We start from the raw sequence: 15,287 nt of genomic DNA on the forward strand, positions 1-15,287 counted from the left end.
TACCCCACCCGGCCAGGGGTGTGGGAGGGGGACGAAGCCGAGCAGGGCTCTGGTTCGCGCTGGTCAACGCGGGAAAATGCGCTCAGACAGGGAAGGGTCGGACAGATTACTGACGGTTGAGTAAGTTTCGGTGCCGTAATCTCCACCGAATCTGTACGACCCTGCCACGGCCCGGCACGCGCCTCACAGGCCCTTCGGCGCACTGCGGTGCAGCCGGTCCCCGCCCGCCAGGATCGCCGCCGCCAGGGCGTCAGCCGCGCCCTGCGCTGAGGGGCGGCGCCGGCCGTGGACCACTACGAAGTCGACCTGGCCCAGTTCCGGCAGGCCCGCCCGGTCCGGGACCCGGACCAGGCCCGGCGGGATGAGGCCGCGGGAGTGGGCCATCACGCCGAGGCCCGCGCGCGCCGCCGCGACGAGGCCGTTGAGGCTGCCGCTCGTACACACCACACGCCACTCGCGGCCCTGCCGCTCCAGCGCCTCCAGGGCGAGCGCGCGGGTGATGCCCGGCGGCGGGTAGACGATCAGCGGCACCGGGCGGTCCGGGTCGAGCCGGAGGCGTTCCGCGCCGATCCACACCAGCCTGTCGTGCCGGACCAGTTCCCCGCGCGGGTCCTCGGGGCGCCGCTTGGCCAGGACGAGATCCAGCTTCCCGGCCGCCAGCTGTTCGTGCAGCGTGCCCGACAGTTCGACCGTGAGCTCCAGGTCGACCTCCGGGTGTTCGTGCCGGAAGCCCTCGAGGATCTCGGGCAGCCGGGTCAGCACGAAGTCCTCGGAGGCGCCGAAGCGCAGCCGGCCGCGCAGCCGGGTGCCCGTGAAGAACGCCGTCGCCTGCTCGTGCACCTCCAGGATCCGGCGCGCGAAACCGAGCATGGCCTCGCCGTCCTCCGTCAGCTCCACCGAGTGCGTGTCCCGGGTGAACAGCGTCCGCCCGGTGGCGTCCTCCAGTCGCCGGACGTGCTGGCTGACCGTCGACTGCCGCAGCCCGAGCCGCCGCGCGGCCTGCGTGAAGCTCAGCGTCTGCGCCACCGACAGGAAGGTGCGCAGATGGGAGGGGTCGTACATGGCCCCAGGTTATCGCGGAATGCGATGACAGTAAGAGCGGTATACGGGATTCCCGATCGCCGGGCCGAGGAGCAGGATGGGAGGGGGCCTCCCCGGCCCCTGTACCGCCTGTACGTACCGAGCAAGTGGAGCACCGTGAAACGCCTGCGCCGGCCGCGCCGGATGCCGATCGACCCGTTCATCCTTCTCCTGCTGGCGACCGTGGGAGTCGCCGCGCTGTTCCCGGCCCGCGGGTCGGTCGCCGATGTGGCGTCCGGGGCCTCCACGGCGGCGATCGCCTTCCTGTTCTTCCTCTACGGAGCCCGGCTGTCCACCCGTGAGGCGCTGGACGGCATGCGGCACTGGCGGCTCCACGTCACGGTCCTGGCCGCCACCTTCGTCGTGTTCCCGCTGCTCGGCCTCGCGGCCCGCGGGCTGGTTCCGGTGATCCTCACGGACCCGCTCTACCAGGGACTGCTCTTCCTCACGCTCGTCCCCTCGACCGTGCAGTCGTCGATCGCCTTCACCTCGATGGCCCGCGGCAACGTGCCCGCCGCGATCTGCGCGGGCTCCTTCTCCTCCCTCGTCGGCATCATCGTCACGCCGCTGCTCGCGGCCTCGCTGCTCGGCGGCAGCGGCGGCGGGTTCTCCGCGGACTCGCTGCTGAAGATCGTGCTGCAGCTGCTCGTGCCGTTCCTCGCCGGACAGTTGCTGCGCCGCTGGATCGGCGGCTTCGTCACCCGCCACAAGAAGGTCCTCGGGCTCGTGGACCGCGGCTCGATCCTGCTCGTCGTCTACACCGCGTTCAGCCAGGGCATGGTGCAGGGCATCTGGCACCAGGTCAGCCCCGCCCGGCTGGGCGGGCTGCTCGGCGTCGAGGCCGTGATCCTCGCCGTGATGCTCCTGCTGACCTGGTACGGCGGCAAGGCGCTCGGCTTCAGCCGGGAGGACCGGATCACCCTGCAGTTCGCCGGCTCGAAGAAGTCCCTGGCCTCCGGACTGCCCATGGCGAGCGTCCTGTTCGGCGCGCACGCCTCGCTGGCCGTGCTGCCGCTGATGCTCTTCCACCAGATGCAGCTGATGGTGTGCGCGGTGATCGCCAAGCGCCGCTCCCACGACCCCCGCGCGGAGGTCACGTCGCCGGAGCCAGCCGCAGAGACACGAACCGCGGTCGGTACAGGGACACGTTCCGGCTGAGCTGGGCCGCCGCACCGGTCGTCTCCAGCCAGTTGACGTCGTAGCTCAGCACGAGCCGTCCGTCGCCGCTCAGCACCGGATGGGCCTGCGGGTTGTAGGCGGCCACCTGGCCCTGCGGCAGCGACGGACTGAACTCCTTCGCCGGCCCGTGCCACGGACCGGCCGGGGAGCACGCCCAGTACGAGGCCACGGTGGTCAGGCCCTTCGTGCCCGTGGCCATCGTGAACAGCACGTACGTGCCGCCGTCCCGGACGACCGAGAAGGCGCTGCCCACGCCCCTGCGCTGCCCGTCCCCGAGCACCGGACGGGGGCGGGCGGCGGCCGCCCACGCCGAGCCGTTCCAGTACCGCCAGGCCGCCGGATCCCCGAGCCCGCCCTCCCGTACGCGCGCCACGTACGCGTGCGAGGCCGGGCGGGAGGCGGCCCGGCCGTCGTCGCCGCCGAAGACGTACGTCCAGCCGTCCTCCTCGACCAGCGTCGTGCCGAACAGCACCCGCCGGGACGGGTCGGGTACCAGCTGCTGGTCGAGCACCTTGACGATCGACTCCAGGCGCAGAGCGGGCAGCGACAGGGTGGCGACCTCGGTCGCGGTGGGCACGCCGTAGATCCACGGGGCCTGGCCCGCCGTGCGCACCCACAGCAGCACCCGGACCACCTGCTCGGAGGAGCCGGGGGATCGGGGTTCGACGCGTGCGGCGACGGGCCAGCGCCACTGGTTCGGCGCCGGGTCGGCGAAGAGCGGGGCGGGCAGGGTGGTCTCCAGCCGGCCCTCGCGCATCAGTACGGCCGAGTTGCGCACCAGCGGCGCGGCCGTGTCCCGCCAGGCGTGCGACTCGCCTGCCGGGTTGGGCGGGCCGTACACCCGGCCCAGGAAGGTGTCCGAGAACAGCCACAGCACCCGGCCGTCCGGCAGCCGCAGCGAGTGGGTGCCGTCGCCGCCGGTCCAGTCGTCGGTGCGGCTCGCGTCGTCGCCGTAGCGGGCGAACTCGGCGGTGAGGCCGTCGTCCGCCTGCCAGGAGTCCACCGTCCGCGCCCGGCAGGCTCCGTCGTCGTCCGGGCTCTCGTCCTCCGGCAGGGCGACGATCAGCGCGGCACCGAGAACCAGGACCAGCAGCAGGCCGATCCCGGTTCCGGTGCGCTGTCGCGCTCGTGCTGCGTCTGCGTCGTCGGGCACGCTCCGTGACGTTAGTTGCTGCCGCTCACCTGGTCCATGGGCAGCCACAGGACGGTGCCCTTGGCGGCCGCTCCTGCGGCACCGGACGCCAACTCCTCGTCGGACAGGGCCCGGTTCCAGACGCGGACGTCGTCGATGGCCCCGCTGAGGAACGCCCTGCTGTCCATCCGCTGGCCGACGTGCACGCCGAACGGGGAGTTACGGCTGACCGAGCCCGGCACGTCCGTGGTGGTGACCGGCGCGCCGTCGAGGAGGAGCGTCAGCTTCCCTCCGCCCCGGCGCAGGGCCAGATGGTGCCAGCGTCCGTCGTTGTGGGCGCCGTCGGTCCACACCGAGGCCGACCTGACGGTCGTCGCGCCCGACCGGGTGGTGATCAGCCCCCGGACCCGGTCGCTCGCCGGCTCCCCGCGCAGCCAGATCTGCGGCTGCGTGCTGCCGATGCCGCCCATCCACAGGAAGGGCTGTTCGCCGGTCGTGGCCGTGTAGCGGAAGAACAGCGAGGCGGTGAAGTCCCCTTCGCCGAGCGGGAGCCGGGACCGGTACGGCAGCCGTACGGCGTCGTCGGTGCCGTCGAAGGACAGCGCGCCGCCGCGCACGCCGGTGGTCCGGCCCGCACCGCCGAGCACGGCCGCCGGCGTCGCCGCCGACGCGGCGTCACGGGTGGTCGGGTCGGGGCCCCGGCGCGGTGTCAGCCAGTCCTCGGTGAAGCGGGCGAAGCGGATCTCGTCGCGGGCGTCGACCGCGCCGCCCTCGTACAGCAGGCCCACCGTCGTGCCGTCGACGGCCGCCATGTCGGAGTAGCCGGACCAGTCGGTGGTGACGACCGTGCCCCGGTCCACGCTGTCCCAGGTGCGCCCGCCGTCGTAGGAGGAGCGGACCATCATCGTCCGGCGGCGGTCGGGGTCGGCCGGAGCGGACAGCAGGAGCCGGTCGCCCAGGCGTACGGTCGCGCCCTGGACCTGCGGGGTGTAGAGGTCCGGGAGGTCGCGGAAGGGCGTGGCGAAGCTGTCGCCGCCGTCCCGGCTGAGGGTCTGGGCACGGTGGCCCAGATCGGTGCCGTCCTGTTCCCGGCCGCTGACGAGGACGGCGCCGTCGGTGCGTTCGGTGAGCGTCACCTCGGACGGCTTCTGCCGGAACGTGCCGTCCTGGGCTATGGGCCAGGAGTCCGTGGCGCCGACCCGCCAGCGGTCGCCGCCGTCGTCGCTGACGATGAGCGCGGCGTGGTTCGCGGTGACCCGGCTGCCGTCCCACGTCTCGGTGTTGACGCCGAAGACGAGCCGCCCGGCGTGCTTGCCGCGGCTGAGCTGGATGCCGTGCACGGGCCCGGTCGCGTACCAGGAGTTCCAGTGCGCGGGCAGGATCTGGTCGCTCAGGTCGCGCGGCGTCGACCAGGTCCTGCCGTCGTCGTCGCTGTGCTGCAGATGCGGGGTGCGGTCGCAGGGGACGGTGCAGTTCCCGGCGTCCGTGCGGCCGGTGTTGTACGTCTCGGCCAGCAGGATCCGGCCCGTCCTGCGGTCCACGAGGGGTGCCGGGTTGCCGTGCGTGTCGCCGGCGCCCTCGGTGACGACCTGGAGCGGTCCCCAGGTGCGGCCGCCGTCGGTGGAGCGCTTGAGGACGATGTCGATGTCGGCCGCGTCGCCGCAGTTGAGGACGCGGCCCTCGGCGAAGGCGAGCAGCGTGCCGCTCGTGGTCCGCACGATCGCCGGGATCCGGAAGCAGGCGTAGCCGGGGTCCTGGGAGGCCTTGAAGAGGACCTGCTGTTCGAACTCCGGTAAGGCCGTGGCCGGTCGGGCCTGGGCGGGGAGGGCCGGCGCGAGCAGCGCGGCGGCGGCGAGAACGGCTGTCAGGGTGGATCTCAGACGTGCGCGAAGACTTGACGGCATGGTGCGACCTGCCCTTCATGCGTCTGTCGGCTGGACCACCGAGGCATGGGAACGGACTTCCGGGCGGCAGATGCGGACAACCGGACATCCCACGTCCCATGTGTGGAGCCACAGACGGTACTTGGACTCACAGACCCCCCACAAGAAGCGTGCGTCAGGGGATCAGGACGACCTTTCCGCGGTTGGCCCGCGCCTCGATCTCCCCGTGTGCCTTCGCGGCGTCCGCCAGGGCGAACTCCCCGTGGACGACGGGCTCGATCTCTCCCGCCGCGAACAGCCGCCACAGCTCCTCGCGCCACCGCTCGTACAACTCCGGTTGCCCGCGGGCGATACGGGCCATCTGGAACCCGATCACCGACTTGGCGCCCACGAGCAGGTCGTACGCCCGGACGGTGCCGCCGCCCGAGCTGTACGCCACCAGTCGTCCTCCCGGGGCGAGTGCGCCGAGGGCCGGGGTGAGCAACTCGCCGCCGACCGCGTCCAGGGCGTAGTCGACCGGGGCGCCCCAGCCGTCCTCGCCGTAGGTGACGACGTGGTCGGCGCCCAGGCCGCGGACGAAACCGGTCTTCGCCGGGTCGGAAACGGCACCCACGACCCGTCCGGCGCCCCGCGTCCTGGCCAGCTGAACGGCCAGATGGCCGACGCCGCTCGCCGCCGCCGTGACCAGGGCCGCCTCGCCGGGCTCGGGCCGTGCCGCCGCCAGGGCGCCGAGGGCGACCAGGCCGCTGCGGACCAGGGCGACCGCGTCGACGGCGCGGGCGCCGGCCGGGACCGGGGAGGTCATGGCCTCGTGCAGGAGGGCGAAGTCGGCGTAGCCGTGGCCGAAGCAGAGCCCCGTCACACGGTCGCCGGTGCCGAAGCGGGTGACGCCCTCGCCGACGGCTGTGACCTCCCCGGCGATCTCGCCGCCGAGCGGGCCGGGCTCGGCCGCCTCGGTGACCTTGCGTACGACCGGGAGCGTGACGCCGATCGCCTCCGCGCGCACGAGCAGTTCCCCGGGGCCGGGCTCGGGGACCGGAGTCTCCTCCACGAACAGCGGGCCGCCTCGGGATTCGTAGCGGACGCGGCGCATCGCACCTCCGGGTGTCGTTGGTGGTCCCAACGAATTCATTGGGGAGCCCAACGGTATAGGAGGATCATAGGAAGAACCAACGATTTCTTGGTTAGGCTGCGGCCATGTCGGAAGCTCCTCTCCCCGCGATCCGCTCCCTGCCCAGCTGGCTGCTCGGCCGCGCCGCCGCCCGCGGCCGGACCCTGGTGGCCGAGGCGCTGGCCGAGGAGGACATGAGGATGTGGCACCACGTGGTGCTGTCCGCCGTCCGTGACCTGGGCCCCGTCGCCCAGGCCGACCTCGGTCGCGGGATCGGGCTCGACCCCAAGGACCTGGTCGGCATCCTCGACGACCTCCAGTCGGCGGACCTGGTGCTGCGCGAGCCGGACCCGAGGGACCGCCGCAAGAACGCGGTGTCCCTCACCCCGCGGGGAGCCCGGCTGCTCAAGCGCTGTGAGAAGGCGGCCCGGGCCGCCAACGACGAGCTGCTCGCCCCGCTGTCGGCGGCCGAACGCGAGCAGTTCACCGGGATGCTGCGCCGGATATCCGGCGCGGACGGCTGACGATGCGGGACGGGGACGAGGCGACGGGTTTCGAGACGGGGCCCCTGCGGCGCAGGGGGCGCTCCCCGCCGGTCGGGGCCCCGCCGCCGTGTCGCGGAGGAACCTGCTCAGCCCTGGGCGGCCGCGGCCCGCAGAGCGATCCGGTCCTCACCCGCGTACACGTTCATGGAGCCGCCCCGCAGGAAGCCCACCAGCGTCAGGCCCGTCTCGGCGGCCAGATCCACCGCCAGCGACGACGGCGCCGACACCGCGGCCAGGACCGGGAGGCCGGCCATCACGGCCTTCTGCGCCAGCTCGAAGGAGGCCCGGCCCGAGACGAGCAGGATCGTCCGCGACAGCGGCAGGTCCCCGTTCTGCAGGGCACGGCCGACCAGCTTGTCGACCGCGTTGTGCCGGCCCACGTCCTCGCGGACGTCCAGCAGCTCGCCGTCCTCCGTGAACAGGGCGGCCGCGTGCAGGCCCCCGGTCCGGTCGAAGACCCGCTGGGCCTCGCGCAGCCGGTCGGGCAGGCTCGCCAGCAGCTCCGGGGTCACCCGGACCGGGGGAGTGTCGGCGATGGGCCATCGCGCCGTGGTGCGCACCGCGTCCAGCGACGCCTTGCCGCACAGGCCGCAGGACGACGTGGTGTAGACGTTCCGCTCCAGCGTGATGTCGGGGATCACCACGCCGGGGGCCGTCTTCACGTCGACGATGTTGTACGTGTTCGAACCGTCGACCGTCGCCCCGGCGCAGTAGACGATGTTCTGGAGGTCGTCCTGCCCGCCCAGCACCCCCTCGCTCACCAGGAAGCCCGCGGCCAGGGCGAAGTCGTCGCCCGGGGTGCGCATGGTGATCGCCAGGGGCTTGCCGTTGAGCCGGATCTCCAGGGGTTCCTCCGCGACGAGCGTGTCCGGGCGGCTGGAGACCACCCCGTCCCGGATGCGGAGCACCTTGCGTCGTTCCGTGACCCGTCCCATGTCCTGATCAGCCCCGGTTCTGTACGTGCTGGTAGCCGAAGCGGCCCTTGATGCAGAGATTGCCGTGGGTCACCGGGTTGTCGTGCGGCGAGGTGACCTTCACGATCTCATTGTCCTGCACGTGCAGCGTCAGGTTGCAGCCCACTCCGCAGTACGCGCACACCGTGGTCGTCTCCGTCTGGCGCGACTCCTCCCACGTACCCGCCGCGCGCATGTCGAACTCGGACTTGAAGGACAGCGCGCCCGTGGGGCACACCTCGATGCAGTTCCCGCAGTACACGCACGCCGAGTCGGTCAGCGGCGCGTCGTGCTCCACGGCGATCCGGGCGTCGAAACCGCGCCCGGCGACCGAGATCGCGAAGGTGTTCTGCCACTGGTCACCGCAGGCGTCCACGCACTTGTAACAGAGGATGCACTTGTCGTAGTCGCGCACGTACAGGTCGTTGTCGACCTTCGGTTCCTCGTTGAGCCGGGCCGCGTCGGGGCCGAAGCGGTCGGGCTTCGCCTCGTACTCCTTGAGCCACGCGGCGACCTTCGGCGTCGTCGACAGGTCCACGGAGGACGCGAGCAGTTCGAGGACGATCTTCCGGCTGTGCCGGGCCCGTTCGGTGTCCGTGCGCACCTCCATGCCGGGCTCGGCCTTGCGGGAGCAGGCCGGCACGAGTGTCCTGGCCCCCTCCACCTCGACGACGCAGACCCGGCAGGCGTTCTTGGGCCGGAGCGTGTCGCCCTCGCACAGCGTCGGGACGTCCTTCCCGGCGGCCCGGCAGGCGTCGAGGATCGTCGAGCCCTCGGGCGCCCGCACCGGCTCCCCGTCGAGCGTGAACTCCAGCAGCCGGCGCGGGATCCCCAGCGGTGTGACGGTCATTCGTACGCCCCCAGACGGTCGATGGCGGATTCCACGGCGTTCCACGCGGTCTGCCCGAGACCGCAGATCGAGGCGTCCCGCATCGCGCGGCCCACCTCCCGCAGCAGCGCGATGTCCCCGGCGGCGTCGGCGCCGGTGCGCTCCACGATCCGGTGCAGCGCCTCTTCCTGCCGCACGGTCCCGACCCGGCAGGGCACGCACTGCCCGCACGACTCGTCCCGGAAGAACTCGGCGATGCGCAGCAGGAGCCGGGGCAGGGGCACGCTGTCGTCGAAGGCCATCACGACCCCCGAGCCGAGCGTCGTGCCGGCCTCCCGCGTCCCCTCGAAGGTGAGCGGAATGCCGAGCTCGTCGGCCCGTACGAAGCCGCCGGCCGCCCCGCCGAGCAGTACCGCCCGCAGCCCGTCCCGCACCCCGGCGAGCGTGAGCAGGTCGCCCAGCGTCGCGCCGAACGGCAGCTCGTAGACACCGGGCCGCTCCACGCTCCCCGAGACGCAGTACAGCTTCGGCCCGGTGGACCGGTCCGTGCCGATCGCCGCGTAGGCCGGGGCGCCCATCGTGAGGATCGGCAGGACGTTGACCAGCGTCTCGACGTTGTTCTCCACCGTCGGCTTGCCGAACAGGCCCTTCTCCACCGGGAACGGCGGCTTCGAGCGGGGCTCGCCCCGGTAGCCCTCGATGGAGTTGAACAGGGCCGTCTCCTCACCGCAGATGTAGGCGCCCGCGCCGCGCCGGATCTCGATGTCGAAGGCGTAGCCCTGGCCGAGGATGTCGTCGCCCAGCAGTCCACGCGCGCGTGCCTGCGCGATCGCGTGCTCCAGCCGGTGCAGGGCGCGCGGGTATTCGCCGCGCAGATAGAGGTGGCCCTGGTGGGCGCCGGTCGCGTACGCGGCGATCGTCATCGCCTCGACCAGCGCGTACGGGTCGCCCTCCATGAGCACGCGGTCCTTGAAGGTGCCCGGCTCGGACTCGTCGGCGTTGCAGACGAGGTGGTGCGGATGGTCCGGCTGGGAGGCCGTGGCCTGCCACTTGCGGCCGGTCGGGAAGGCGGCGCCGCCGCGCCCGGCCAGGCCCGAGTCGGTGACCTCGCGGATGACCCCGGCCGGGCCCAGTTCGAAGGCCCGGCGCAGGGCCGTGTAGCCGCCGTGGGCGCGGTAGTCGTCGAGGGACGCCGGATCGACCACGCCGACGCGGTGGAGCAGCATCAGGCCGTCCTGCCCGGCCTGGGGCACCGCCAGAGCGGCGGGCGGCTCCTCCGGCGCCGAGTCGGGGGCGCTCGCGGCGAGGACGGCCTTCTCGACGGTCGCCGGCGCCGACACCGCCGTACGCACGGGATCCCCGGCCCTGATCGCGAGCGCGGCCGGGGCCCGTTCGCACAGGCCCAGACACGGGCCGCGCTCGACCGACACACCGCTGCCGAGACCGAGCCGGGCCTCGATCCCGGCGCACAGCTCCGGCGCCCCGGCTGCCGCGCACGCCAGGTCCGTGCACACATGGAGGACGGTCGCCGGGCGGGGCTTGACCGAGAACATGGCGTAGAAGGTGGCCACCCCGTACGCCTCCGCCGGCGGCACCGTCAGCCGCCGGCACAGGTAGTCGAGGGCGCCGTCGCTGATCCAGCCGATCCGGTCGTTGAGGGCGTGCAGCCCCGGCAACAGCAGGTCGCGGCGGTCCCGGGCCGCGCGCCCGCCACGCGCCCACCTGAGATCGGCATCGGAGCGATCGGCGCCCTCCCAGGAGGACTCCGGAGGCCCGAGCAGGGCGTCGACGGCCGCCCGCTCCTCGTCCGTCGGCTTGCTGTCACCGAAGTGCAGGTCCACAGTGCGTCACCCCACGATGGTCGCGATGGGCAGCTTCTCGATCCGGATCGCCGACGCCTTGAACTCCGCCGTCCCCGCGATCGGGCAGTTCGCCTCGATCGTCAGCGCGTTGGTGTCCACCTCGTCGGGGAAGTGCATGGTCATGAAGGCGAGCCCGGGCCGCAGCGCGGTGTCCACCCACACGGGCGCGGTCACCGACCCGCGCCGCGAGGTGACCTGGACCTGCTCACCGACCACGACCCCGTAGCGCTCGGCGTCCTCCGGGCACAGCTCGATGAACTCGCCGCGCCGCAGCGGCGAGGCGTAACCGCCGCTCTGCACGCCGGTGTTGTACGAGTCGAGCCGCCGTCCGGTGGTGAGCCGGATCGGGTACCGCTCGTCGGTGAGGTCCACGGGCGGGTCGTGCTGCACGATCCCGAAGGGGGCGAGCCGGCCACGTGCCGAAAGGTCGGGCTCCCACAACCGGCCGTGCAGATAGCTCGGTTCGAGCCCGTCCGTGCTGGGGCACGGCCACTGGATGCCCTGGTGCTCCTCCAGACGCTCGTACGTCATGCCGTGGTGGTCGGGCGAGACGGACCTCAGCTCGTTCCACACGGTCTCGGCGTCGGCGTACTTCCAGTCGTGGCCGAGGCGGGCCGCGAGGTCGCAGAGGATGTCGATGTCCTCGCGCGCCTCGCCGGGCGGGCTGACGGCCCTGCGGACGCGCTGCACCCGCCGCTCGCTGTTGGTGGTCGTGCCCTCGGTCTCCGCCCAGCCGGCGGTGGCCGGCAGCACGACGTCCGCGAGTTCGGCCGTCTTCGTGAGGAAGATGTCCTGGACGACGAGGAAGTCGAGGGCGTTGAGCCGCCGTACGGCCTGCTCGCTGTCGGCCTCCGACTGGGCCGGGTTCTCGCCGATGCAGTAGACGGCCTCGATGCCGCCGTCCTCCATCGCCTCGAACATCTCCGTGAGGTTCAGGCCGTAGTGCGGCTGGATGACGGTGTCCCAGGCCGACTCGAACTTCAGCCGGGTGTCCGGGTCCAGGATGTCCTGGAAGCCCGGCAGCCGGTTGGGGATCGCGCCCATGTCGCCGCCGCCCTGCACGTTGTTCTGCCCGCGCAGGGGCTGCAGGCCCGAGCCGTAGCGGCCGACATGGCCGGTGAGCAGGGACAGGTTGATCAGGGCGCGGACGTTGTCGGTGCCGTTGTGGTGCTCGGTGATGCCGAGGGTCCAGCACAGCTGGGCGCGTTCGGCACGGGCGTAGGCGTGCGCCAGTTCGCGGATGGCGGCGGCCGGTACGCCCGTCACCTTCTCGGCGAGCGACAGCGTCCAGGGCTCGACCAGCGCCCTGTACTCCTCGAAGCCGGTGGTCGCCCGCTCGACGAACGCCTCGTTGGCGAGACCCGCGTGGATGATCTCGCGGCCGATCGCGTGCGCCATCGGGATGTCGGTGCCGACGTTGAGGCCGAGCCAGCTCTCCGCCCACTCGGCGGTCGAGGTCCGGCGCGGATCGACCGCGTACATCCGGGCCCCGTTCCTGATCCCCTTCAGTACGTGCTGGAAGAAGATCGGGTGCGCGAAGCGGGCGTTGGAGCCCCACATCACGACGAGGTCCGTGTGCTCGATCTCCTCGTACGACGACGTGCCGCCGCCCGAGCCGAACGCCGCCGACAGGCCGGCCACGCTCGGGGCGTGACAGGTGCGGTTGCAGGAGTCGACGTTGTTGGTGCCCATGACGACCCGGGCGAACTTCTGCGCCACGTAGTTCATCTCGTTGGTGGCGCGGGCGCAGCTGAACATCCCGAAGGCGCCGCGGTTGCGGGCGAGGCCCCGGGCCGCCCGGTCCAGGGCCTCCTCCCAGCTCGCCTGCCGGAACGGCTCGTCGCGGGAATCACGTACGAGCGGGTGCGTCAGCCGGGTGTAGGTCTTCGGGCTTCGATCGCGTTTCCTCATGCGGCGCTCCTCAGCGCGAGCAGGTCCGAGATGGCGTGCACGGTGCGCAGGGTGGGCACCTCCACGCCGGTGATCTCCGCCAGCTCGACGACCGCCGCGAGGAGTACGTCGAGTTCGAGCGGCTTGCCGCGCTCCAGGTCCTGGAGCGTGGAGGTGCGGTGGTCGCCGACCCGCTCGGCGCCCGCGAGCCGGCGCTCGATGGAGACGCCGACCTCGCAGCCGAGGGCCTGAGCGACCGCGAGCGTCTCGGTCATCATGATCTCGATGACCCTGCGGGTGCCGCCGTGCAGGCACATCTGCCGCATGGTCGCGCGGGCCAGCGCGCTGATCGGATTGAAGGAGATGTTGCCGAGCAGCTTGACCCAGATGTCGTCCCGCAGACCGGACTCCACCGGGCACTTGAGCCCACCGGCCTGCATCGCGTCGCTGAAGGCGAGACAGCGGGCCGAGAGGCTGCGGTCGGGTTCGCCGATGGAGAACCGCGTGCCCTCCAAGTGCCGTACGACGCCCGGCCCTTCGAGTTCGGTCGCCGCGTAGACGACACATCCGACGGCCCGTTCGGGCGCGAGCACCGCACTGACCGCGCCGTCCGGGTCCACGCTCTCGACGCGGTGGCCGTCGTACGGGCCGCCGTGCCGGTGGAAGTACCACCAGGGGATGCCGTTCTGGGCCGCGACGACCGCCGTCGTCCCGTGCAGCAACGGCGCGATCAGCGGCCCGCACGCCGCGTACGCGTTGGCCTTCAGGCCCAGGAAGACGTAGTCGGCCGGGCCGACCTCGGCCGGGTCGTCGGTCGCGTGGGGGTGCGCGGTGAAATCGCCGCGCGGGCTGCGCACCCGGACTCCGTGCTGCCTCATGGCCGCCAGATGCGGTCCACGGGCGATGAGATGCACATCGGCACCCGCGCGGTGAAGCGCGGCGCCGACGTAGGCGCCGATGGCACCGGCGCCGAGAACTGCGACTTTCACGGGAACACTCCGTTCGGTTTGAGGGATACCGCGGAGGTGTGACTGCCGTACGACCGCTCGGGAACCGCCGTGCGGCTTGTGTCGACGAAATATTGTCTACAGTATGGAGGTTGGGGCGGCAAGGGTCCGTGCGGCGACCGTTCGGCGCATGCTGAATACCGCTCACCGCATACGGTCGACGCGCCGCCTTTCCAACTCCCGTGCGACTGCCTACCGTCCGGGTGTCATGAGTCCCCCAGTCGCGCCCCCGGGCTGGAGCCGCTGGCTCGTCCCGCCCGCCGCTCTTTCCGTACATCTCTCCATCGGCCAGGCCTACGCCTGGAGCGTGTTCAAGCCGCCCCTCGAGTCCGCGCTCGGCCTCAGCGGCACGCAGAGCGCGCTGCCCTTCCAGCTGGGCATCGTCATGCTGGGCCTGTCCGCCGCGTTCGGCGGCACGCTCGTGGAACGCAACGGCCCCCGCTGGGCGATGACCGTCGCCCTGGTCTGCTTCTCGTCCGGCTTCCTGCTCTCCGCGCTGGGCGCGTCCCTGGAGCAGTACTGGCTGATCGTGTTCGGCTACGGCTTCGTCGGTGGCATCGGCCTCGGCATCGGCTACATCTCGCCCGTCTCCACACTGATCAAGTGGTTCCCGGACCGGCCCGGCATGGCCACCGGCATCGCGATCATGGGCTTCGGCGGCGGCGCGCTGATCGCCTCGCCGTGGTCGGCGCAGATGCTGGAGTCGTTCGGCGGGGACAGCTCCGGCATCGCCCTGGCGTTCCTGGTGCACGGCCTGTCGTACGCCGTCTTCATGCTGCTCGGCGTGCTGTTGGTCCGGGTTCCGCCTCATGCCTCAGGGGCGCGGGGAACTGCGCGACAAGCCCCCACCGGCCCGCAGGTATCCGCGAAACAGGCGCTGCGCACTCCCCAGTTCTGGCTCCTGTGGACCGTGCTCTGCATGAACGTCACCGCCGGCATCGGAATCCTGGAGAAGGCCGCCCCGATGATCACGGACTTCTTCGCGGACACCTCCACACCCGTGTCCGTGACGGCCGCCGCCGGCTTCGTCGCCCTGCTGTCGGCGGCGAACATGGCGGGCCGCATCGGCTGGTCGTCGACGTCCGACCTGATCGGCCGCAAGAACATCTACCGCGTCTACCTGGGCGTCGGCGCGCTGATGTACGCGCTCATCGCCCTGTTCGGCGACACCTCCAAGCCGCTGTTCATCCTGTGCGCGCTGGTCATCCTCTCCTTCTACGGCGGCGGCTTCGCGACGATCCCGGCGTATCTGAAGGACCTGTTCGGCACGTACCAGGTCGGCGCCATCCACGGGCGGCTGCTCACCGCCTGGTCCCTGGCCGGAGTGCTCGGGCCGCTCATCGTGAACTGGATCGCCGACCGGCAGGAGGAGGCGGGCCGGCACGGCGCGTCCCTGTACGGGCTGTCGTTCGTCATCATGATCGGCCTGCTCGTCGTCGGCTTCGTCGCCAACGAACTCGTCCGGCCCGTCCACGCCCGTCATCACGTCCCGCAGCCGAAGGAGGCCGATCGTGTCCAGCAGCAGTCAGAGTCCGCCTAGCCCGGACCGGCGGTGGCTGATCGCCCTCGCCTGGGTGTGGGTGGGCGTACCGCTCGCCTACGGGCTGTACGAGCTCGTCCGGAAGGCGACGCAGCTGTTCACCGGGTGAGGCCTGTGGCGGGACCGGGCCCCGGCGTGCGACAGGCGCCCGGGCGTCCGAGGTCCTGACCGAAGCTGACAACGCTGGTGCCTGTTTCCTGTTGCCTTGGCTGCCGTCGTACCCGTGAGTCACTGATCAGACTGGTGGGTCACGCTACCCAAGGCAACGAGGGGGAC

13 protein-coding genes are annotated in these 15,287 nt (G+C 72.0%); 4 read left to right on the plus strand and 9 right to left on the minus strand.

All coding sequences use genetic code 11. From position 1 onward, the window contains the following. Positions 1–183: 183 nt before the first annotated feature. The gene (locus tag OHU35_RS35295) at positions 184–1,062 is read right to left on the minus strand and encodes a LysR substrate-binding domain-containing protein (RefSeq protein ID WP_189726181.1); all 879 of its coding nucleotides are present in this window, start codon (positions 1,060–1,062) and stop codon (positions 184–186) included. A gap of 162 nt (positions 1,063–1,224) precedes the next feature. Between OHU35_RS35295 and OHU35_RS35300 the strand changes: the two genes are divergently transcribed. Further along, complete coding sequence (locus OHU35_RS35300; protein ID WP_359890297.1) at positions 1,225–2,238, plus strand: bile acid:sodium symporter family protein; 1,014 nt, start codon at positions 1,225–1,227, stop codon at positions 2,236–2,238. On the opposite strand, the gene OHU35_RS35305 is transcribed toward OHU35_RS35300, so the two are convergent. From OHU35_RS35305 to OHU35_RS35315, 3 genes are all read right to left on the minus strand, one after another. After that, positions 2,174–3,412, minus strand: coding sequence for a DUF4185 domain-containing protein (locus tag OHU35_RS35305; RefSeq protein ID WP_405508188.1), 1,239 nt, complete (start codon positions 3,410–3,412; stop codon positions 2,174–2,176). The genes OHU35_RS35300 and OHU35_RS35305 overlap by 65 nt on opposite strands. 11 nt (positions 3,413–3,423) lie before the next feature. After that, entirely contained in the window at positions 3,424–5,295 is a 1,872-nt protein-coding gene (locus OHU35_RS35310; protein WP_233878568.1) for a sialidase family protein, read from the minus strand. 154 nt (positions 5,296–5,449) lie between these two features. After that, positions 5,450–6,367: a zinc-binding alcohol dehydrogenase family protein gene (locus OHU35_RS35315; protein WP_405508190.1), complete on the minus strand. Its 918-nt coding sequence runs from the start codon at positions 6,365–6,367 to the stop codon at positions 5,450–5,452. Between the two features lie 104 nt (positions 6,368–6,471). On the opposite strand from OHU35_RS35315, the gene OHU35_RS35320 reads away from it, so the two are divergent. Continuing rightward, positions 6,472–6,909 (plus strand): MarR family winged helix-turn-helix transcriptional regulator, encoded by a 438-nt coding sequence (locus tag OHU35_RS35320; RefSeq protein WP_189726177.1) that lies wholly within the window; start codon positions 6,472–6,474, stop codon positions 6,907–6,909. Between the two features lie 107 nt (positions 6,910–7,016). Here OHU35_RS35320 and fdhD read toward each other — a convergent pair whose 3' ends face one another. Genes fdhD through OHU35_RS35345 form a run of 5 tightly spaced genes read right to left on the minus strand, consistent with a single transcriptional unit; the run spans position 7,017 to position 13,453 of the window. Then, positions 7,017–7,865 (minus strand): formate dehydrogenase accessory sulfurtransferase FdhD, encoded by an 849-nt coding sequence (fdhD, locus tag OHU35_RS35325; RefSeq protein ID WP_405508192.1) that lies wholly within the window; start codon positions 7,863–7,865, stop codon positions 7,017–7,019. A gap of 7 nt (positions 7,866–7,872) precedes the next feature. Beyond that, positions 7,873–8,733 carry a 2Fe-2S iron-sulfur cluster-binding protein gene (locus OHU35_RS35330; RefSeq protein ID WP_184588413.1) on the minus strand — a complete coding sequence of 287 codons (861 nt, stop codon included), beginning with the start codon at positions 8,731–8,733 and terminating at the stop codon, positions 7,873–7,875. Next, on the minus strand, positions 8,730–10,553 hold the full coding sequence (locus tag OHU35_RS35335; RefSeq protein WP_359889306.1) for an NADH-ubiquinone oxidoreductase-F iron-sulfur binding region domain-containing protein: 1,824 nt from the start codon (positions 10,551–10,553) through the stop codon (positions 8,730–8,732). The genes OHU35_RS35330 and OHU35_RS35335 overlap by 4 nt, the downstream gene beginning before the upstream one ends. Positions 10,554–10,559: 6 nt before the next feature. Further along, positions 10,560–12,485, minus strand: coding sequence for a molybdopterin oxidoreductase family protein (locus OHU35_RS35340; protein ID WP_189726174.1), 1,926 nt, complete (start codon positions 12,483–12,485; stop codon positions 10,560–10,562). After that, positions 12,482–13,453, minus strand: a complete 972-nt coding sequence (locus OHU35_RS35345; protein ID WP_359889310.1) for a 2-dehydropantoate 2-reductase — start codon at positions 13,451–13,453, stop codon at positions 12,482–12,484. The genes OHU35_RS35340 and OHU35_RS35345 overlap by 4 nt, the downstream gene beginning before the upstream one ends. Positions 13,454–13,679: 226 nt before the next feature. On the opposite strand from OHU35_RS35345, the gene OHU35_RS35350 reads away from it, so the two are divergent. Together OHU35_RS35350 and OHU35_RS35355 are read left to right on the plus strand one after the other, a co-directional pair. After that, positions 13,680–15,011: an OFA family MFS transporter gene (locus OHU35_RS35350; RefSeq protein ID WP_189726172.1), complete on the plus strand. Its 1,332-nt coding sequence runs from the start codon at positions 13,680–13,682 to the stop codon at positions 15,009–15,011. Continuing rightward, complete coding sequence (locus OHU35_RS35355; RefSeq protein ID WP_189726171.1) at positions 14,983–15,120, plus strand: hypothetical protein; 138 nt, start codon at positions 14,983–14,985, stop codon at positions 15,118–15,120. Before OHU35_RS35350 ends, OHU35_RS35355 begins: the two co-directional genes overlap by 29 nt. The last annotated feature ends 167 nt before the right edge of the window (positions 15,121–15,287 follow it).

It is taken from the genome of Streptomyces purpurascens, assembly GCF_045040895.1.
GTDB classification, from domain to species: Bacteria; Actinomycetota; Actinomycetes; order Streptomycetales; family Streptomycetaceae; genus Streptomyces; species Streptomyces purpurascens.